This window comes from Ferrimicrobium sp. (assembly GCF_027319265.1).
Lineage (GTDB): Bacteria > Actinomycetota > Acidimicrobiia > Acidimicrobiales > Acidimicrobiaceae > Ferrimicrobium.
The window spans coordinates 1-20,175 of sequence record NZ_DAHVNP010000068.1 but is presented as its reverse complement, the minus strand read 5'-3'; the positions used below and the strand labels follow the sequence as shown (position 1 = coordinate 20,175).

Genomic DNA, 20,175 nt, shown 5'->3' with positions numbered 1-20,175 from the left:
GGTGGCCTTGGCGGAGTGGAACCCATAGGAGCGAGCGATGATGGAGCGGACTTTGGTGTTGAGTCCCTCGACCCTCCCGTTGGATACGCCAAGTCTGATGGAGGCAAGGATCCCATCTCGATGTGTTCGGATGGTCTTTGAGAGGCGAATGAAGCTCGGCAGTCTCGAACGTGAGGCCCGCTTGCACCAGTGATCAAGCATCTCATTCACCTCGTCGATTTCGAGGTCTCCAGCAAAGATTGCCCGTAGGGACTCCTTCATCTCATAGGCTCGCCATAGGGCTCCCCCGCGGCGTTTGATGGCCGCGAGAGCTGTTCCCTGGCGCATTGTCAGGGTGCCTGGATTCTTTAGGAAAGCCCACCGTGCTCCAGCAAACTTACAGGCATAGACAGGAGAGGGGAGCTTCCTCATCTCCCGCCAGAGGTCTTTGCGTACGTCTTCGAGGGCCTCGGTGCCGAGCTTCACCACATGAAATGGATCGAGACAGATTTGGGCATTAGGTGCCTTCTCACGGAAGGCCTTGGCAAAAGCTGGGCCGAGGTCCAAAGTGGTGCGCCTTGATCTTGGCGGTTCGCTCTTTGCCCAGCTCATTAAAGAATTCATCGAGGCTCTTGGCCTTCTTCCCCTCTGCCTGCGTAGACGATCTTGCCCGTCTCGTGGTTGGTAACAAGCGTGAGGTAATTATGGTGCTTGCGATAACTGATCTCATCAACTCCGACGACGAAGAGGTCATCAAGACGATTGGGGTTGAGCTCCTCGGCGACCACTCGTTCACAGATTGTCCCTACCGTGCGCCATGCGACTCGGAGCAGTTTCGTAACCGTGGTCCCATTGAGTCCAATACTGGCATCTTGGCGGTTGCCCAAGCCACGAGGTGCTCAAAGTCCCTCGTGAAGCGAGACTCCCCAACAGGTCGGGCAAAGGGTACTGCCTCGGTGATGACTCCATGGTTGGGACACCGGAGCCGCCTTGAGTTGGCACGACAGCCACGTCTGGTGAGCCCCCATGTCGAGGTGTCGCCATCGCGAGTACATGCGTTCTCGTGTCATAACAGAACCGGGCCACATAGGAGCACTTCGGGCACACGAGGCTCGACCGAGTGAGCCTGAGTTTTATCAGCAGTTCGTGTGGACGAACTAAAACCTCTACGACAGTGACACCACGAAGGCCTAGCATCTGCTTAACTAGAGAGGTAGCGCGCATGGTTCTGAACTCCTTTTTGATGCGTTGTTAACACCAAATTTAGAGCTCAGAAACCGTGCGCGTTCCTTATGCGGCTATTTCAGCCCTAATTACCCCCACTGAACTGGGACTACGACTCAGATCCTGGTGAAATTCATCCACATGAATGTCAGGAGAGCCCGGAATTTGTTGGACGCTGTTGCAGGTGGTATTCGCGAGAACTGGTCTAACGGGAACAGATGCCTCTCGGCGGGGGCACCAAGGGGCAACCTGATTAAAGTAGAGCCAGTCGGGCCCTGGCACCCCTTCGACTGCCAGAATTCAGATTGCTTCCGATTTTGATGCATGGGACCGGTTGAGTTTCGTGTTCTACGGAGGTGGATGACGCCTACTGCCCTCGCTTGAGCTGGGGAATGGGAGTTGCCCCGCTTTTTCTTGGGTTGTTTCGCTCTGCTGATGGGATCGGTTCGCGCTGCAATTCGAGTGGGTATCACTTTGGCAAGAGGTTTTGGTCGGTCGGGCTCAACGTGTGTGATCATTGCTTCTCGTCGCCTCGTGTGGCGAGGACAATGGATATTCAAGTTTGAAAGGAGAGCTGCTTTTCATCAGGCGAGCTTAGATCGGCAATTGCGACAGCGGCGGGTGGCCTCTTCTATTGGTTTAGATCTCCCTTGGATCCGGTTTGGTATAACTCCGATTGCGATCGTCACAGCTTCTACGAGCTGGAATATGGGACGTTGCGGCACGGCCTTCAGGCAGATGACGTGGCGGATTTGGCGACTGTGTTCGGACTCATACGGCACAGCGATAGGGTCTCGGCAGACTCCCGTCGTCAAGTCTGGCGGCGAGAAAACGTTGAGTAACCAGACGTTTGCCGTTTTGGAGTGTCGAGTCAGGAGGTGCAAGCACCATGTCCGGGCTCGTGCGTTGGTCGGCACCAGCCGGGTGCCAGTACAGGCCATCTTCGGCAACCGTGAGTTCTGGAACCGTAGAGACGTCAGAGATCTCGAGGCCCGAGGTCGAATGACCTCGTTGAAGAAGTGGTCGGACCAGGAAGTTGGTGGCTGGCACTCCTGCCCCAACGAGTAGGCGCTCCGCGTCGTTCACTTCATGTTCGTTTTCAGGCGTTGCCGTCATGGCCACACGAAGCGTCAAGCCCAGGCTGGTGAGACGATGGATACCCTCCATCGTTCGCGCCCAGCTCCCCCTCCCACGATGGAAATCGTGAGTCTCAGCGTGGGCGCCATCGAGGGATGTTTGGATCACGAGATTCGGATTGCCAGCAAACTCTCGAAGCTTTTCAAAGCGCGCGCCTCGGACAATCGTAGCGTTCGTGAGCAGAACGGTTGGCAACACTGCGGTGCTATAACGGAGAAGCTCCGTGAGATCGGCACGCAGGAGGGGCTCTCCTCCAGTGAGGTAGATCTCTTCGAAGCTCTCTGATTGCGCCTCGTCGACTATTTCGTGGAATCGATCAATCGAAAGTGCGCGGGGAAGGGCGCGCGGAGAGGACCCGACCGCACAGTAGTCACAAGCGAGATTGCAGTGAAAGTTCGTATAGATCCATAGTCGACGTGGGAAGTACGGGCTACCAAAGAGTGGAACGACAGGTAGCTCATCTACGATGGATTCTGGACGAGAAGAGACTCCGATACGCGGAGTGTGTGTCGGATTGTCTTCATCGCTCCAACTTCCCCCAGTCGGTGTGAAAGACTCTAGCAATGAGGCACGATACAGGTGGTATTTCCCTTGCGAGCGCTCAATCGGGGGTAATACTTCAATACAGGTCGTCCACCATCCGGTCTCGATCGTTGACACAAAGAGCTCAGGAATTCCGGCTTTGCGCATCGAGACGGACTGGGCTTGCCAATCGTAGGGAAGTTCGACAAGCGTTGCCTTAGCGACACCATCAGTTACTTCGATGACCGCGTACCAAACTTCCTGGCGGCCGTTGTTAGCAGGTTTGCCGAGGACGCCAACGTTGACTACTAGTGTTTGTCCAAAGTGTCGTTGCCACGGCAGGCCAGAATGGGTACAGCAGATGACTCGGGCCCCGCTGGCGTCGATTCGGCGCTGATGCTCCTGATCGGACAGGGATTCCCACCAAAAGTCGTTGATCGCCAAGGTTGATCCGTGGACAAGATGGATGTCACACCCCCCAAGGTCGAATCTCTGTTCTGTGGGCAAGGTTCTCATCCACGATGCAAAATCGGGCGTGGTGTGTGTTCGCGTGTAGTCGTAAATAAGGTTTGCGTAGCGATTATCAGTGGGATCCCGGTAGCCACATCCACAGTCGGCGTCTCCACGAGCAATCGCGACGTCATAGTTGCCCGCTATGCACTGGACACCTCCTGCCTTCAGAAGGGGCCAGAGTTCATTGATTTCTGCGCCAAAGCCACCGAGATCACCTAGGCAGTACAGCTGATCGCAACCTCGCTGATTGGCGTCGGCAATGAAAGCCGAGAGCGCGTAGGGATTCGCATATGGTCCTCCGCAGACGGCAACGCGGTAAGAGTTGGACTTCTCTCGGGGTACGAGCTGACGAGTAGTATCCAAAGTGTTAGCCTTCAAATCAGAGCTCTGATGGTTCATGGTCACCTTTCTTAAACGTTGAACCTGAGACCTGGTTCACCACTTCCTCAAGAGATCGGCGTGATGGCTCGATCCCTCCAAGTAGGGAGTAGGCCACGATGCCAAGGAACCCGAGGAGCCAGAACCCTACCACCAATGAGTAGGAGGCAGTCGTTCCAATCTCGACTGCCAGGACCGGAAGGTAGAGCGTGCCGATGATGGCCCCACAGCGCCCGATGGCAACCGACGTTCCAACCCCGGCGGCACGGAGATGCGTAGGGAACAATTCCGTGAAAGTCGGGTACGCGGAGGTCCAAGCGGCGGTGCCGGCCGCATTGGCTACGATAAAAGCTGCTGTAACGAGATGAGCATCGCGGCTCGACGTGGCGAGTGCGAGAAGAATGACACCTACGGCGGCCAAGAGATAGGTAATAGCGACCATCAGGAGGTGTCCAACCCTGTCGAATGCTTGGGCCATGATGAGTCCGCCGATTAGACCTCCTAGGTTCCCTAGGATATAGAACAGAGGCATCGAACGATCCGAGATGTGGACCTGGTGAAGGACCACCACTGACAGCAGTGCGAAGATGCCGTAATACCCAAAGGCTTCCGAGAGGTCGAGCGTGGCACCGAGCACGAGTCTCCAGCGGTAGCAAGTGAGAAGTTCACGGAGCGCACCGAGCTGATTCGGTGCCCGGAGTTGGTCGATGTCGAGGTTTTGGTGTAGTGGTAGTGGTGCCGATCCACCGCATGATGCTTCGAAACTACGTAGGACTTGTTGCGCTTCGACTGTGCGACCTTGGGACACGAGCCATCGTGGAGACTCGGGGATGCGCCGCCGGAACAGGAGGACCAACAATGCTAGCGCACCTCCGAAGATGAAAAGATATCTCCACGAGGTAGCCGCGGCAATCGCAAAAGTATCGAGCACCAAGAACGCTAGTAGGCCCGCAGCGATTGCTCCCGCTGGCCAGAAGTTCATGACTATGGCGTTTGCCTTCCCTCTGACTCTGGCTGGTATGAACTCGGCGATCGCAGCGTTGACGATGGCATACTCCGCCCCAACCCCAAGAGCTGCAAGAAAGCGGAGTCCATAGACTGCCGTCAGATCTGGGCTGAGTCCTGTAAGGACGGTAAAGCCTGCATACCAAAGCAAGGTCCAGAGAAAGAGTCGACGGCGACCGAACCGGTCCGCGAGACGCCCGCCGAGTAACGCACCGAACAGGATGCCTCCAAGCCACACAGCGAGCACTGCGTCCTGTTCAAAGACGGTCGCATGGAAATAAGTACCAAGCGGGCCGATGGCGTTCGAGAACATTTGAACCTCGAAGGAATCGAAAAGCCACCCAGCCCCGAGGGCTATCAAAATCGTGGTGTGCATCGGGCTCCAGGCCAGGCGGTCGAGCCGAGCTCCGGTCTCTTGCGGCGTCAGTCGTGTTGCCACAGGTCCCTCCTCACCGGGTCAGCCTGTTCGGTTGTTGGGTGCTCATGATCCCGATTCTGTTCAATAACGGTTCGACCGAAGTTATTCTGAGAATGGTCATGCCGCTCTTGGATGTCGATGCTCAACGTAGGTTGGGTTACCTTTCGACTTCGTTTCTTTGTTGGAATCAGCGAGGTCCAGAACGGTCCACGCTGATACCAGCGGGCGATGTTAGTCGGCTGAACTCCCAGGAAGTAGCAACCCTTGAGGAGCTGCATGAAGACAATCATCGACCAGGTGCCATGTTCGAGAAATCGGCGCGAGGAGGCGATGGATACAGCCGGAAGTACGACGAGCCTGCCCTGGCGAGTTAGTCGTCGAGAGAACTCAAGATCCTCCATAATTGGAAGCTCTGGGAAACCACCCAATTGCTCGAACACGGAACGGCGTACAAAGAGTGCCTGATCGCCGAATATCTGATGAAGATATCGTGCTCGTCGTGTCGAGCTCCATGCAAGGTAATCAAGACCTCGCGTGTGATAATCGAATTCTAACGCGAGCCCTCCTCCGATAATATCGGGACTACTCAGGGCTTCGCGCAGCTGATCGAAGGCATTGGGATCAATCCAACAATCGGCGTGAATGAACCATAGCACTGGTGCTGAGGCAGCTTGGGCACCACAGTTCATCTGGTGCGCACGGCCTGGGGGAGAGTTGAGAACGCGAGCTTTTTGCGCTGCAATGGTGGTGGTTGAATCTGTCGACCCACCATCGACGACGATAAGCTCGGCCCCCAGACAGATCTGGTGTAGGTAGTTGAGGAGTGCCCCAATGGTTTTCTCCTCGTTCAGGGTGGGAATAATGATGGAGATCACCGGAGACGACCTGCGCTCTGTGCCCTGGACATCACAAACCGACATGAGTCCCTCGTGATATCGGCTTCGCTTGACATAACAGGGATCGAATCTCTGGCGATAGGGTTGGTGCCTTGATCAGTTCGAGAGCATCGTTAGGGGTGTCGAGGTCTCGCAATGGAGCAAGAAGCCCAACGGAGAGTCTGAAGCTTTTTGCTGCTGCTACAGTCGCTTCGAGAACGTCTGGTCCTCCCCAAAGGGTGGGGTCAATGTCGAAGACTGAAAGCTCTAACTGGTTCATCGCGATCAGGTAATAACCACCGTCGAGCGCCGGGCCAATCACGACGTCGAAACCAGAACTCAGCATCGATGAGGCATGGCGCAAGTGCTGCCCAGTTATGAGAGGGATGTCGGTACCGATGATCATCAGCGGTCCAGATGTTCGTCGGTAGACATCGTCTGCTGCAGCCATGAGGCGTTTTCCAAGGTGGTCGCCTCGCTGGGCGATGAGATGAATTTGAGGGTCCAACAAGGTGGAGAAGGTGTGACCGGACTCCGGGGGGTCGAAGCAAAGGTACGTGTTCATCGGGGCAACCTCTCGCGCAAGCTGCACGGCGTTGTGAATCAACGCCTGCTGGAGCTCAACGAGCTGGAGGTCATTGAGTATTGGGGCAAGGCGAGTTTTTACTTGTCCAGGCCGAGGGGTTTTTGCCATGATCGCAATAGCTGGAGCAGCGCTCATGATTCCACCCGAAAGACCTCCCCAGCTGGTTGGGGTGTGTGGGCGTTCACGAGGGGTAGTGCAGCACGGATCAGTTCGGCGAAGCGGTCTGCACTCACCCGCATCCGTGCTACTAGTGCTTCGATCGGTTCGGGTACGTTGGCGACACCGTTGGCGTAATCGGTGACGTATCCAACGAGGGCGTAGGGCAATTGGGCCTCTCCAGCGAGAACTGTCTCTGGTCCGCCAGTCTGGCTGATCGCAGTCACGCCACAGGCCGCTAAGGCACTGATTTCTGTTCGAGAGTTGAACCGTGGGCCATCCACATGTCCGTAGACCCCATTTGTCAAAATCTTTGATTCGAATTCTTTGCCCGCGTTGATGAGTGAGTTTCGAAGATCATCAGAGAAAGGGTGGTCGAAGATCCAGTGCCCGCGATCTTTCTGTCCCGGAGTGTCAAACCAAGTACATAAGCTGCCGTCTGGCATTCGATTTGACCCGAAGTAAAGGTCGTCAAAGACGATCAGCGAACCGGGCTCGATTGACGGTTGAACAGCTCCACACGCAGTGCAGCCGATGACGGCGCTCACTCCAAGATCGATGAGGGCGGAGAGGTTAGCCTTATGGTTTACCTGATGCGAGAGTCGCTCGTGTGATGGCCCGTGGCGTGATACGTGTGCTACCACTGTGTCTCCTACCGTACCAAGTGTCACGTTGACACTACCAAAGGGTGTTGTAGCATGATGAATCTGACGGTCGATGAGGCCTGGCCACTGGTCGATTCCTGAACCTGAGATGATACCGATCATGGTCGCACCTTTACTGTTGCCGAGAGGTCAGAATCGGCGGATCTCCGTCTTGGAAGCGGTAGGAGCTTTACCAGCTCTCTGTTTTCTGCTGGATCGAGAACGCTGTGTTGGACGCATGCTGGCACAATTTCCCCAGTCTCGGGGTGGGCCATTGCGTAGAAGCAGGACTGGAGTCTCTCTTGAGTCTCCAGAATGTGTGGGTCGGTGCTCATCTCCCCTCGCTTGAGCATTTCCCAGGCAGGCTGGACGTCTTCAGCATTCATGAAGCGATGCATGACGAACGTCATTGGACGCACCTCGTGCTGCAGGAGGGCCCGAACTACGACGAGTACTCCGCCAGATTGATGGATCCGGAGCCATAGCCAACGAATGCCAACGAGTACCAAGTGTGGGTGGCAGACAACGACTCTTCCAAGTCTTGGAAGTAGCAGAGAGATTGGCGCTCCCCAATGAACGCCACCGAGGTATCGGTAAAATTCATCCCGAGTTTGTAGATCATCGGCATCGTCTTCGTCGAGAACGGGAAACCAGCGCTTACCGAGATAGTACCCGAAAGCTGACCGATTGCAGCGTTCATCGCCAGTTTGAAACACTCGAAACGGCAGTCGAACTCCCGCGCCGGCTTCAATTTGAGTCCAGACTGAATCGGCGTTCAAGCGAGTGTAGTCCTCTTTCCAACGACGTGGGTTGCCGACAAAGGCTGCCGGTTGGAACGACATCATGTTAAAGCCCATCGAGTTGCATTCACGGATCAAATCAGGAATCTCGTCGACATTGCCTGGGGTCACCGTCATATTGTGTGCGAGGAAGTACTTCACCCCATACTCTCGGCGAAGTCTCTTGAACAGATCGCAAAAGGCCTGACGAAAGGAATTGAGCTCAGTTTCAGAAGTCGGAATACGAAGGCCCCGCCGGCCTCGCATGGTCGTATCAAAGTGCCCCGCAAATGAAAGTCGTTTGAAACGAGGTTGACCATCACTTCCAATCGCTAGCGCCTTGAGATAGGGGTAGTCCATGTCGCCATGGGTAAAGCTCATTGGCTCTCGGCCGTGTTCACGCATGATCTGCAACGCCTTGGCGTGATCATTCGGCTCAAGGAGGGTAACTTCGCCTCCGATGAGTTGAGCGTGAGCATGGGGGCCGCGCTCCGAAGCAAGGTGGGCCATCTGACGCTCGATTTCGGCGAGTGTATGAGGACCGTCGACTCGCACTTGGTTTGCCTCGGCTGAGTGATAGCACGGAGTACACGCAAAATTGCAGCGCGGGAATACGCCGTGGGTCCCCTCGCAACCAACAGCCATTCGGCCCAGAGTTTGAGAATCCGTGCGAATATGACCTGGCAGCGCAGCCCACCTAGCGGCGAGTGCCTCTCTAGTGTCGTCGGCTATCGGCCGAGTTGATCGCTCTACCTCTCTGAACCAGCTTTTCATTCGGGTCCATTGATGTGTCAGAACTCCCATAACACCCTTCTCTCCCATGTTGCTCGGTTGTCTCTGCGACCACAGGGCTTAAGTATCGGAAAACGTAGCAGCAGACTCTCGGGTTGCCCAAGGAGTGGAACCCCCTTGGTTTCGCGAAACTTCCAGGCATTTCTCGTGGTGCCTGCAATTTTGATGGTAAGTTGATCGGCAGGCGCTCCGATAGAGTATTCGCGGGTGGCGTGCTCCTTGAGCGGGTTTTGCAGATGATGGATCGCAACGTTATGAGCGATTCGTAGCTCGAAAGGCTGTTCTACCGTTGATCTCCATAAAAAACTGAGCTGCTGCCTGGCGAGTACCAGCTGACCAGGAAGGATACGCGTGAACGGTCTGTGCTAAGCGACCAGTGAACGCACCCAATCGCAATGCAAGAGCGACCTCGTGAATCATCTCTCCGGCCCTCGGCGCTACGATGGTCGCCCCCAGTAGTCGTCCTCCTCCAGCGTTTCGGAGAAACGTCCGTGGGCCGGCGATCAACTTGATGAAACCTTCGGTGCGGTTGGCGGTTATGGCTCGGTCTACCTCAGACATCGGGAGATAGGCCACTCTGCCTCCAACGACCACGGCTTCTGTTTCGGTTAATCCTACGCGAGCGACCTCGGGATCGCTAAAGACGACCGAAGGGATAGATGAGGTCTTGAAGGACCGCCTACCGAGCCTTCCCAAAGGGTTGGTAATGTTGTGGATTGCGACTCTTCCCATTTCGTCAGCAGCGTGGGTCAGTAACAGACGACCGTTGATGTCTCCGACCGCGTAGACATCTTTGTTGGTGGTTGCAAGACTGCTATCGGTCTTTACAAATCCGCGAGCATCGACGGCAACTCCAGCCGCTTCCAACTCGAGCCCATCGGTTCTGGGATGCCGTCCCGTCGCAACGAGCAAGGCCATGGCTCGCAGCACTTCTTTGCCCGCCGACATCCTCAGTTCAATAGGACCATCCGGCATGGTCTGTTGAATGCTCTCGAGATGCTGGCCAAGGTGTAGATGAATTCCCGCATCGGAGAAGCATCGCCCCAAAACTGCACTCACCTCCGGCTCTTCTCGGGCTAACAGTCGGGACTCAGCCTCAATGAGGTGGACATCGACACCGAAGCGTCGAAAAGCTTGAGCCATCTCGCACCCAATCGCTCCTCCGCCAAGAATTGCAATGGAAGGTGGCAATGCATTCAGCGCGAAAACCGTCTCATTCGTGAGAAAGGGAACTGAACGAAGTCCTGGTACCAAAGGAATGGAAGGCTGAGATCCAGTGGCGATCACGATTTTCTGGGCTCGGAGTCTTTGCGATCCTACGACAATCTCGTGTGATCCACAGAAACGAGCAAACCCTTCGACCACCTCGACACCTTCTTTATGAAGCACAATAGCATCCTCGCCTCCCGCGATCTGGGCTATGGTCTCCTGGATTCTGAACGCTGCTTGGCGAAAAGTGTCACCGCGTGACGCCGCCTCTATGAGGGTTTTCGATGGAACACAACCGGTAAAGGTGCAGTCTCCCCCAAGGGGTGCATCGGAGACGAGAACGGTTTTGAGTCCACGAGCCACGCCAGCGCGTGCCGCTGCTAGCCCTCCTGCGCCTCCGCCGATAACCGCGAGATCACACACTCTGGCGACCGTTCGACCACTACTTCTCGAGGGTTGTGACTCAGGAGGCGACCTGACGTCTTCACCGCGAGCTACATCAGTCATTGGACTCGTCTTGGCTGGACGCGCCTTCTCGGATCAGCTGATCACTGAAGTTGCGAAGGCGTTGTACCGTTTGGGGGTCGAGTAACATCTCCTGCTTACTCAAGGCGGTCTTGATCTCCTGGTAGACCTCAGCTTCCAGGCCGCAACGCCGACAATCGTCCAGATGCCGGGCTACCTGATCAGCCTTTGCATCAGCGAGTACACCGTCAAGATAGTCCTGTAGGACTCTCATTGTTGTAAAGCAGTAGCGTCTCTCGGCAATCATCTTCCAAGGCTTGCTCATCACATCCTCCTCTTCGGTGCAAGGCCTGCAATTGTCAGCCGTTTGCGAATTCGCATTCTCGCACGGTGGAGCCGACTCATAACTGTCCCAATTGGAATCCCAATGATGGCTGCTGTTTCGGCATAGGTGAGTCCATCAATATCAACAAGCTCAATGATTTGACGGTCCTGCTCGCTGAGCGCAGCTATGCAACGCATGATCTCGGCATCGAATTCTCTAGCGATGACCACCTCTTCGGTCGAGAGAGTCCCGCCACGAGGATCCTCAGCCTCAACTCGCGATGCCTGGTCAGGGTCGCGAAGCAATTGCGGGCGTCTTCGACGATGCCGTTTTATCTCAGTATTCCGCATGATCGTAAACAACCATGCACGAGGATGTGCTCCGTCGAAACGTTCAATCGCCTGGTAGGCGCTCAATAGCGTGAGCTGGACCAAGTCTTCAGCGTCGGCTGGATTGCGCGTGATTGAGAGCGCTACACGACCAAGAACTTCGATCTCGGGCACTACATAACGAGCAAACGCATAATGTGGGTGTCCACACGCCGTAGTGCTTTCATCAGATTCGAGATCCATGATGACGTAACCTCCCAGGTGAACATAGTATTCCTTGGAATAAAGAAGAACCTTTGGGAATTTCTTGGCCGTGCTAGAACGTGTTGTTATCCGGAGTCTGACTTGCGGGTTGATCAAGGCGTAAAGGCGTAGTCAGGGATCCTAGCGGCTTGGCCGGGGAGTGATTGTGGTTCCCGGCTCCGTACTTGTCGCCGGACAAGTTGGCGAGACTATTATTGGGGTCGCGGGTCAGGAACCGTGCTCTTTGATGCCCGTGTGGGCAGTGAGCTATCGAAGGGAGGGCTGGTAAGTCTGTCTGGAATGCGTGATATCAAGTCTCTGCTGCACCACTGGCTAGTGGAATCGGCTGGTGGCACCGTTGGTAAGGGTTTGAGCCTTTCGTCTAGTGTCGGATGCATGCGACGCCGCAAGGTCGTGTTGGGTGACCGGGGATCCGCTTGTCATACTTCACGTCGGGCGCTTGGGCGACAGCGAGATCTATTGTGGGGTCGCTCACACGGCGCTAAGGAACGCCTCAGCGCTCTTGAACCGTTTGGCGTTTTGGCCCGTGCCTAATTCGAACCGATTTCAGAGCCATCGATCTTGGAGTGGGTATCTCGATGAGTTTCACCAGCAGCACCCCGGTATCACCGAGCAGGTTCTCGGCTCGGCAACTGCCGGTGACGGGGTTACGGCTTACCAGTGGCTTGTGTCCTCGATTGTACTTGGAGATGAACAGTTGGCTCTTGATCTGGCTTGCGGGAGTGGTCCCGTCCAGGCAGCCGTGAAAGGATTCCATTGGATTGGGTTAGATCGTTCCCAGAGCGAACTCGCGGAAGCGGCCAGATTGTTGTCGAGTTCACTCGTGCGTGGCGATGCTGACCATCAGCCATTCTCCAGTGGAACGTTCGATTTGTTGACGTGTTCCATGGCCTTGATGCTCTTCAACCCAGTGGAGGCGGTGTTAAGTGAGATTTCTCGGGTCATCAAGGTTGGTGGCATTTTTGCACTCTTGCTGCCAGGGTCGTTTCCATTGAGTGCCCGCGACCGCATCCGATATGCCCGTCTACTAGCGGCGCTGCACGAGACCCGCCCTGCTTATCCAAACGGTATTCATCTCGGCCGACTCCGATCTCATCTAGAGCGACATCATTTCGTTGTCCTTGTTGATGAACGCAGGTGTTTTCGCTACCAGGTGACGACCGAGCGCCATGCTCATACCTTTGTTGATTCGCTCTACGTGCCATCTATTACCCCCAAGCGTCTGAAGCGTTCCTATGAGGTGGCTATTGGCTGGACCGGTTCTACGATCGGAGTTCCGCTACGCAGAGTGGTATGTCAGAGGGTGGGAAGTCCCGAATGACAAACATAACCCTGCCGCCTTCGTTGTTGTCACGGGACCCGATGCTGCCGAGGAATCCAACAACGTTTTACATAGGTGTTGAATATCCTCAGGTCATGGATTTGGAGACGGGTTTGCGGAAGACGTCGGAAAGCTTATTACCGGCTTTGCTGTCAATGGTGTTGGCCAGCCTGATTGGGATACACTAGTGCTTAAATATTGATCGCCAATCGTCGTGAACTCGGCCCACGAACGGTTGTGAATCCGAGGATACTCGGCATGGTTACATCGAACATCCGAAGCAACTGAGCAATGTCGTTACGATATTGCTGGAGCACATAGTTGAGGCGAATTGCTCCTCTGACTCAGTCCATATGGAGTACTCGATGTTCCTCGTTAGGTGGTTAATTCCCGTCTTGTCACCACACAAATCCTTCTTGGAAATTCTATAGAAGATTTATTGTACCTATCAATGACCTCCAGGAGCTGGCGCCATCCGGACTCCAGGAGTTAGGGTTGATCAGTTTCCGGGTCATGAGTGATTAGCCCCGGGTTCTTGGAGGTCGATAGCGACGCCTAACAGAACCGTACCACCCTTCTGGTATCTTCTGTGAAGGCTGGTTCCCTCTTCCCTGAAGTAGGCCCAGTTGACTTCGACCGCGCCGGTGAGGTAGTCGCGGTCTGGAGGTACGAGCGCTGAGCGAACCCGGTGCCATCGTGCACATCCAATCTGACGGGGGCTCAGCTCAACCGCTCGCTGCATGCTGAGAACCGGGATGCCGTCCTCCCAGCTCGAATAAGGTCTGCTGTAGCTGCTACGTGCCTTAAACAGTCTGCATGACCAGGCGCTTGGATTCTGGTATCGCGGAGAGACAAGACAGGATGGCTAACACAGTCGAGCCAGATTGTCCACGTCGGTGGCAGAGTACGACTTGATCTTGCCACCGAATGCCGGTTGCGTAACCCGTCGCGGTGATGTTGGTCCCCTCCGGGTACGAGGGGCTTTCCAGTGGATACTCCGTGGGTTGAGCAATACCTTTGTATATCTTCGAGACCCAAAGCGACGGTGACCTGCTGCGTGCTGTGCACTTCAGACCAATTTGAAAGACCGAAGAAATTGGAATGGTTACGCTCTCGAACGGGTTTCTCGTCCAATCTCATTCGTGAGGGAAGTGGAATTTGCAGTCCATTTAGGATGATCTACTTCGTGCGGTCATGTCTTTGTTCAACAAGGAGAGTATATTTATGAAAAACGTTACACAACCAACTTCCCCTATTAGTCTTTTGACAGTGGGTAGGCTACTTTGGAAACCCGGAATTATTGCAGGGGTTATTGGAGGAATGATGCTTGCCATTGTGATGATGATCACTATGGGAGTAGAAGGATCAGGCTTTCTTAGTCCACTAAATCTCGGTCTTGCGTCCTTTGTCTACACGATCGTTCCTCCTATATCAATGTTTCCTGCTCTCATGGGGGCTATGGGCATTAAGCTTCCTAGCTCAGTCATGTCTCAACTCACCCCCGCACTACGTAGTGGCCATATTAGTAGTGCGATGGCGCACCATCTCGGATTGATGCTCATCGCTATGCACGTGCCCGCGGCGAAAGTTCAGATGATCGGTGAATTGATGACGGGACACGCCACAAACTCCACTGTCACCAGTATCCTGTCTAGCCTGAGTCTCTCGGCTCGCAATGCAGTTATGAGTGCTATGCCCGTAACAGCTGGGCACCTCGTAACCGGGGCTATGTTGCATCTGGTTATGTCAGCAATCTTTGGAGTTGCTATTTTCGGAGTGATCGCACTGGCTAGCTGGTATAGGCTTCCCGGGATGCGAAGTATATTCGGCATCATCGGTGCTGGGATTCTCGGTGGTGCGGTGATATATGTTGTAAATATGTATATCGTTCTTCCTGCGATCAATCCGATGATGGGGTTGGTGCCTCCGCTCGCATTCTTCATTGCTCATCTTGTCTTTGGTATGGTAGTTGGACTAGGTGCTGCTGTAACATTCCGCTCGCGAAAGTTGAAAGGCATTTTGCAAAACGCAGGATGAGAAACGGTGTTGCGCTCTAGTCGCCGCACTGTTGCAAGTTACTTTGTGAAGTTGATGATCAATGATACGGCATCGTTGGATATTCGGGATTATACGGATGCAGGGAAGTAATTGGACGCTCGTGGACCACGCAGTGGTGATGGAAGAGGTCAGGCATTGCCTCCGGTCTGGTTTGTGGGGGAGAGTGAAGTTCGCTCCCTGTCGCACCGATCAAGCATCCGGGTCTAACGCTTGTGTCCTTCAAGCGATGAGAAGATCCCTTTATGTCGGGTCTATGAGATGGAGGAGTCGCTGCGGGTGAGTATCGCTGCGGAACCGGCCACTAACGAGGTGAATCAGATACGGTGTCATTCATAGCGGGAGGTGTTCTGCATGCAGGTATTGCCAGCTTTGATTCAACTCTTGAAGATCATTAGTGTGCAATTGAGGCGGATCGGTTATGTTTGTACGCCTCGTCACATCTACGAGACAGTTGAAGGAGTCAGCTTTGATATTCGCTTAGTCATTGCTCAGTTGTAGGGGTTTACGTCGACACAATGACTTTGGCAATTGGGAACAAGTGGTTTGGACAAAGTAACTGGGAGCTACATAACCCTCGACGGCCTGCTTGTTCATTGGATTACACGATATGTCGTAAGAAGTAGGGTATGGAGTAGTAACTTAAGGATATCGTTAGAACAACACAACACAACTCAATGGCTGGGCGTATAACCTGACAACGATGTGTGCTTACTTCGGTAGGCTGCTAGTTGTTATAAGCACAATATATTCAATAGTTAAGGAGAAATTCACATGTATACCGGTCGTCTGTTCCCTGTGTCATTAGCAGCACTCTCTGGTGTGTTCCCTGTAGCTGCGGCAGCTCATGGCCCTAGTGTTGCGCCGTTGGCAACGGTGGTTGGTGCGTTTCCTGCCCCGACTACTGGCTCTGGACCAGGGACCTTAGCTCAGCTATCCCTTCCTCGCGGGTCGACTCAGGTTGGACACTATGGTACAGCAAACACCTCCTCAGGGAACAGCTTCTATGTTGGCTACTCTGCGATCACTCATAGCATCTATACGCCAACGGTTGCTGGCATTACCTATGTCTCAAATAGCTCGTCCCTACAGGTAACAGGGTCATTCACTTCGATCCCGGGCGGTCGCATTGCACGGGTGGTGCCTAATAGTAATGTTCTTCTCGTGCTCGCCAGCAATGCTGTAGCCGGCTACACGCTCAACTCTCATAGAGCGCTGTTTGCGGATGCAGTAGGCGGCAATGCCGTGGTTCTTAGTCCGGATGGCAGAGTCGCTTTCGTAGGTGGTAACGCGGACTCCGTTATTACAGCTATCGATGTGCGCGACGGGGAGGTTCTTCGGACCTACAATGTTCCTCAGATTGGCGACATGGTTTGGGCCCACGGCCAGATCTTCGCTGCGGATATAAAAACCGGGGTCATGACGGTGCTGAATCCTGCGACCGGCGCCACCGTCGCGATCCCTACTCCCGAAGTGGATCCGAGCTTTAGTTATAATGATGTTCCCGCAGCTACTGCTGGTTTTATGCAGTTAGCCGTTGGTTCCCATCAAGGGACTGTCTATGCCGCAGGCTTTTCTGGTCATATCCTAGAATTTTCGGCGACACGCGATAGGTATCTTGGAGAAATCCCCGTGAGTGCAAACACCAATAGCGCCGGCGCTAACCAGCTTAGTGGTTTGGCGATTCTCCCCGGAGGTACTGACGCTATAGTAACGGTTGAGAATCTCAGGGAGAGTGTTATCGTCAATCTAAGAAGCGGTGTGATTCAGAGGGTATTTCCCTCCTTTGCGAGTAATCGATGGATACTGGTTCCAACTAGTAAGCAGTGATATTGCTGATGAGAGCCGGCTCCGTTCGCACGGCCAGCGCCCTTCACGGAATGTGGGATTGATGCCATACCACAGGCATCAACGGGAGGCGCTCTGAATAGATGTGAGTTAGCAGGCTTTGCTTCTGGGGCACCATACATAATCCTCTTGGTTAAGGCGCCTGACGGTACGGCTACTTAGGTGTATGGCACGCTTGGAGCAAACCTACTTGGCACCTCGATAGTCAAGGGTCGTCAGAAGTCGACATTTCTACAAGGCAAGACGTCGCAGTCGGCAACGGTTTGTCGAAAGTTATCGGCCATCTACTCGGCAATGACGAACTCCATCAAGGCCTTTGTGCCAGCTACTTCGAGAACCACAATGAGTCAGAGGCAGCGGTACATCGACTGAGGAAAGGGATCGAAGCGCTTGGGTTTGTGGCCATCCTAACTGAGAAGGTCACGTAGCCCGAACAGTTCATAGCTCCTAGACCACTCTCGCTTCGTGGGGTACGCAGGTCTTGTCGTCCTCAATTCACCTGGTAGATGGCGTTGGGTTTTGGCGCGTTCAGGTCCGCGTGACTATTCAGGGGTTCGCGATGAGGTATCGGGGTTGGTCACCCCGATAATTCAGGGTTGCCTTATGCAACCCTCTGCGGCACGTGTAACACACAGTACCTCCGGGAGCGCGATTGCAAGCAGTTCTCTGTGAAGGACTCAGCAACATTCTCAGCCCATAGGATGTTGGGCAGTGAGATTAGAAAGTCGGGGCTCACAGATACGGTATCGGAGTGCCTTCACCCCAAAGTGCCTATCTCGGGGGATTCCCCGTTCCAGGGATGATTTCATGGCTTGGGATCCATCGGGTGTTCTTCGAGATTGTCGTGTCCGAACACCCGTTCCTTGTGTATTACAGTATGGAATGATTGCACGTTTACGGTAGCATTAGCATTGTAAAACGGCGATGGAGCTCGCTGATGTCGCCCTTTTGAGGCTGATGGCTCCTATTGAGCGCTTAAGTGGCGAGAATAGGGGCATGTCGTGATATTTCTAAGACAGGAGTCACTCGCGCAGACACGGGAGTCGCGCCGGTGCTCCGTTTATTGGTGTCGCTGGTCGGCGCGAAGTTGGAGGGAGGCCCGACCAAAAGCACTTGACATCCGCCCCGATGGAGGTCGGGAACAAGATCAGACGTGGACAGGGCCACCAGGGAAGGGTGTGGTGTGGTAATGGATGACCGCGAGAACGAGGCCATCGTCGAGGTACTCGCGAACAGTCGGAGCCAGATCGGTCACAACCACCTCCATCGTTTCCTATGCCTGGAGCGAGGCCTGTTCTCGCTCAGGGCCTGTCTGGCCAACTACGGACTCATCCTCGACTCGCTGGCAGAGGGCGGAGATCTACTCGACGCGTTCATCCACACGGAGTACCCGGTCCCTTGTGGGTGCCAGGCTATCAGTTGGCCTGTGCTGCTGTCCTGGGTGACCGATGAGGAGAGTCCTAACGTCAAGTTAGTCTTGGCACCATCGAGTGAGCCTTGTTGGGGGGACGTTGGTGATCTCGACGACCGCCTGGTTAGCTGGCGGGCAGAGAACATAGGGCGTATCACCTCCTACAAGGACACAGAACCTTGCGGCTTGTCATGCACAATGGACTGCAAGGACGGCAGCAACAAGTTAGGGGAGAGTGGGATTTCGCGAGAGCGGTTCGGTGAGCGAGTGCTGTTCCACCAGCGGGTGAGGCGAATATGACCTCGACCAACCGTGACACGGACCCGAGGCAGCATGAACTCTCTTCGTGTGCCAAGAGTTCGACCGAGGGGGCAGAAGTCGCGCGAGAGGATCTCGGTGAGTTGGTCATAATCGGCTCGCCCACACCCCATCGTAGTCTTCTATCACCGCACGGACTAGATGACGAGCTTGGAACAGAACCAACAGATCGCTCATTTGTCAACGACTTGAACATTGGTCAGGTTGTGACCTCGATAGCTGGCGACCGAGAGGAGCGCGATCTCATCACCACGCTTCTCTATCGCCCACTACACGATACGACCACAATCCGATTCCGCCACGAGGTGTTTCGGGACCTGGAGGATAAGACACTTTTCGAGCGTGTCAAGGGGTCAGTTGAACTGCTACGCCAGACCCGCTCACACTTGGCGCAGCTCGAAAAGATGCAGTCCAAGTATGAGCAGGAGGGCTGGCTACTCGATGCAATTGCCATCTATTGCCAGGCAGTGACCTCTTTGGCCGACGACCTCAATGCTGACTCGGTCAACTCTCAGGGTCTCCATTCCTTTGGTGATTACCTGGCAAGCTATACGAGATGTGATGCATTCGTGAGCCTCGCCACTGAGGCTGCACAGCGCAGGGAAGCTCTTGGCCAGATCCAATATTGCGTGCGCATCCGCGGTGGCCGGGTTGACGTCTATCGATACGAAAATGAACCGGACTACAGCGTTGAGGTGCTGAAGACCTTCGAACGCTTCAAGCAGGGCGCGGCGAAGGATTATCGTGTCCAATATCGTGTCTGGCCGAGCATCGACCATGTCGGAGCTCAGATGCTAGACCTCGTGGCTCGCCTATTCCCAGAGGAGTTCTTAGCCCTCGACGAGTTCTGTCGCCATCATGACAAGTTCTTCGATGCAACCGTGCGGCGTTTCGAACGCGAGGTTCAGTTTTACCTGGCTTATCTGGAGTACATGGAACCGTTGAGGGCCGCTGGCCTGAGCTTTTGTTATCCTGAGGTTAGCCAGTCCAAGGATGTGTTGGCCACTGACACGTTCGATTCAGCCCTGGCCAACAAGTTGGTCGCCAAAGGACAAAAGGTGATCACTAACGATTTTTCGCTCTCCGGCATCGAGCGCGTCGTTGTCGTCTCCGGGCCCAACCAGGGAGGCAAAACTACGTTTGCCCGCACCTTCGGCCAGCTGCACCATTTTGGGAGTGTCGGAGTTCCTGTGCCTGGCTCGGCTGCCCGACTGTTTCTCTTTGATCGGCTCTTCACTCACTTCGAGCGCGAAGAGGACCTAGCCAACATGACCGGAAAACTCGAAGACGACCTAGTGCGGATACAGACCACGCTGATGACAGCGACCTCTGAAAGTATTATCATCATGAACGAGATCTTCTCCTCGACCACACTGAATGATGCTCGATTCTTGTTAACGAAGATACTGGAGAAGGTCATTCAACTCGACCTGCTTTGTCTTCTTGTCACTTTCGTTGATGAGATAACATCCCTCGCGCCGTCCATCGTGTCGATGGTAAGCATGATCGTGCCAGAGAACCCGACTGAGCGAACCCTTAAGGTGGTGCGAGCCCCCGCGGATGGCCTGGCCTATGCACTGGCCATCGCTGAGAAGTACAACCTGACCTATGAGCGTCTGCGC

16 protein-coding genes and 1 riboswitch are annotated in these 20,175 nt (G+C 54.7%); of the genes, 5 read left to right on the top strand and 11 right to left on the bottom strand.

Going from position 1 to position 20,175, the window contains the following annotated elements:
- From M7439_RS10115 to M7439_RS10065, 11 genes are all read right to left on the bottom strand, one after another.
- Positions 1–591: transposase (locus tag M7439_RS10115; RefSeq protein ID WP_308464485.1), on the bottom strand; the 591-nt coding region annotated here is incomplete at its 3' end.
- Positions 592–599: 8 nt separating this feature from the next.
- Positions 600–866, bottom strand: coding sequence for a hypothetical protein (locus tag M7439_RS10110; RefSeq protein ID WP_298341943.1), 267 nt, complete (start codon positions 864–866; stop codon positions 600–602).
- 1,108 nt (positions 867–1,974) lie between these two features.
- Positions 1,975–3,738 (bottom strand): radical SAM protein, encoded by a 1,764-nt coding sequence (locus tag M7439_RS10105; protein ID WP_298349214.1) that lies wholly within the window; start codon positions 3,736–3,738, stop codon positions 1,975–1,977.
- A gap of 16 nt (positions 3,739–3,754) precedes the next feature.
- Positions 3,755–5,197, bottom strand: a complete 1,443-nt coding sequence (locus M7439_RS10100) for an MFS transporter (RefSeq protein WP_298345559.1) — start codon at positions 5,195–5,197, stop codon at positions 3,755–3,757.
- Complete coding sequence (locus tag M7439_RS10095; protein WP_298345556.1) at positions 5,182–6,096, bottom strand: TIGR04283 family arsenosugar biosynthesis glycosyltransferase; 915 nt, start codon at positions 6,094–6,096, stop codon at positions 5,182–5,184. The genes M7439_RS10100 and M7439_RS10095 overlap by 16 nt, the downstream gene beginning before the upstream one ends.
- A complete protein-coding gene (locus M7439_RS10090) occupies positions 6,083–6,772 on the bottom strand; it encodes a TIGR04282 family arsenosugar biosynthesis glycosyltransferase (RefSeq protein WP_298345554.1) in 690 nt (229 codons plus the stop codon). The genes M7439_RS10095 and M7439_RS10090 overlap by 14 nt, the downstream gene beginning before the upstream one ends.
- The gene (locus M7439_RS10085) at positions 6,769–7,560 is read right to left on the bottom strand and encodes an MTAP family purine nucleoside phosphorylase (protein ID WP_298345551.1); all 792 of its coding nucleotides are present in this window, start codon (positions 7,558–7,560) and stop codon (positions 6,769–6,771) included. The genes M7439_RS10090 and M7439_RS10085 overlap by 4 nt, the downstream gene beginning before the upstream one ends.
- Positions 7,557–8,771: a hypothetical protein gene (locus M7439_RS10080; RefSeq protein WP_308464484.1), complete on the bottom strand. Its 1,215-nt coding sequence runs from the start codon at positions 8,769–8,771 to the stop codon at positions 7,557–7,559. The genes M7439_RS10085 and M7439_RS10080 overlap by 4 nt, the downstream gene beginning before the upstream one ends.
- A 489-nt stretch (positions 8,772–9,260) precedes the next feature.
- Positions 9,261–10,724, bottom strand: a complete 1,464-nt coding sequence (locus tag M7439_RS10075) for an NAD(P)/FAD-dependent oxidoreductase (RefSeq protein WP_298343520.1) — start codon at positions 10,722–10,724, stop codon at positions 9,261–9,263.
- Entirely contained in the window at positions 10,717–11,007 is a 291-nt protein-coding gene (locus M7439_RS10070) for an anti-sigma factor (protein ID WP_298343524.1), read from the bottom strand. The genes M7439_RS10075 and M7439_RS10070 overlap by 8 nt, the downstream gene beginning before the upstream one ends.
- Complete coding sequence (locus M7439_RS10065) at positions 11,007–11,579, bottom strand: sigma-70 family RNA polymerase sigma factor (protein ID WP_298343527.1); 573 nt, start codon at positions 11,577–11,579, stop codon at positions 11,007–11,009. The genes M7439_RS10070 and M7439_RS10065 overlap by 1 nt, the downstream gene beginning before the upstream one ends.
- 547 nt (positions 11,580–12,126) lie before the next feature.
- On the opposite strand from M7439_RS10065, the gene M7439_RS10060 reads away from it, so the two are divergent.
- The 5 genes from M7439_RS10060 to M7439_RS10045 all read left to right on the top strand — a co-directional run.
- On the top strand, positions 12,127–12,921 hold the full coding sequence (locus tag M7439_RS10060) for a class I SAM-dependent methyltransferase (protein ID WP_298343530.1): 795 nt from the start codon (positions 12,127–12,129) through the stop codon (positions 12,919–12,921).
- A gap of 1,224 nt (positions 12,922–14,145) precedes the next feature.
- Positions 14,146–14,958: a hypothetical protein gene (locus M7439_RS10055; protein ID WP_298343532.1), complete on the top strand. Its 813-nt coding sequence runs from the start codon at positions 14,146–14,148 to the stop codon at positions 14,956–14,958.
- Between the two features lie 792 nt (positions 14,959–15,750).
- Positions 15,751–16,806 carry a YncE family protein gene (locus tag M7439_RS10050; protein WP_298343534.1) on the top strand — a complete coding sequence of 352 codons (1,056 nt, stop codon included), beginning with the start codon at positions 15,751–15,753 and terminating at the stop codon, positions 16,804–16,806.
- Positions 16,807–17,735: 929 nt separating this feature from the next.
- A riboswitch (Fluoride riboswitch) is annotated at positions 17,736–17,798 on the top strand.
- 239 nt (positions 17,799–18,037) lie between these two features.
- Complete coding sequence (locus M7439_RS13110; protein ID WP_366525243.1) at positions 18,038–18,535, top strand: inorganic diphosphatase; 498 nt, start codon at positions 18,038–18,040, stop codon at positions 18,533–18,535.
- Positions 18,532–20,175, top strand: a 1,644-nt coding sequence (locus M7439_RS10045) for a hypothetical protein (protein WP_308464483.1), incomplete at its 3' end; no start/stop codon positions are given. The genes M7439_RS13110 and M7439_RS10045, both read left to right, overlap by 4 nt.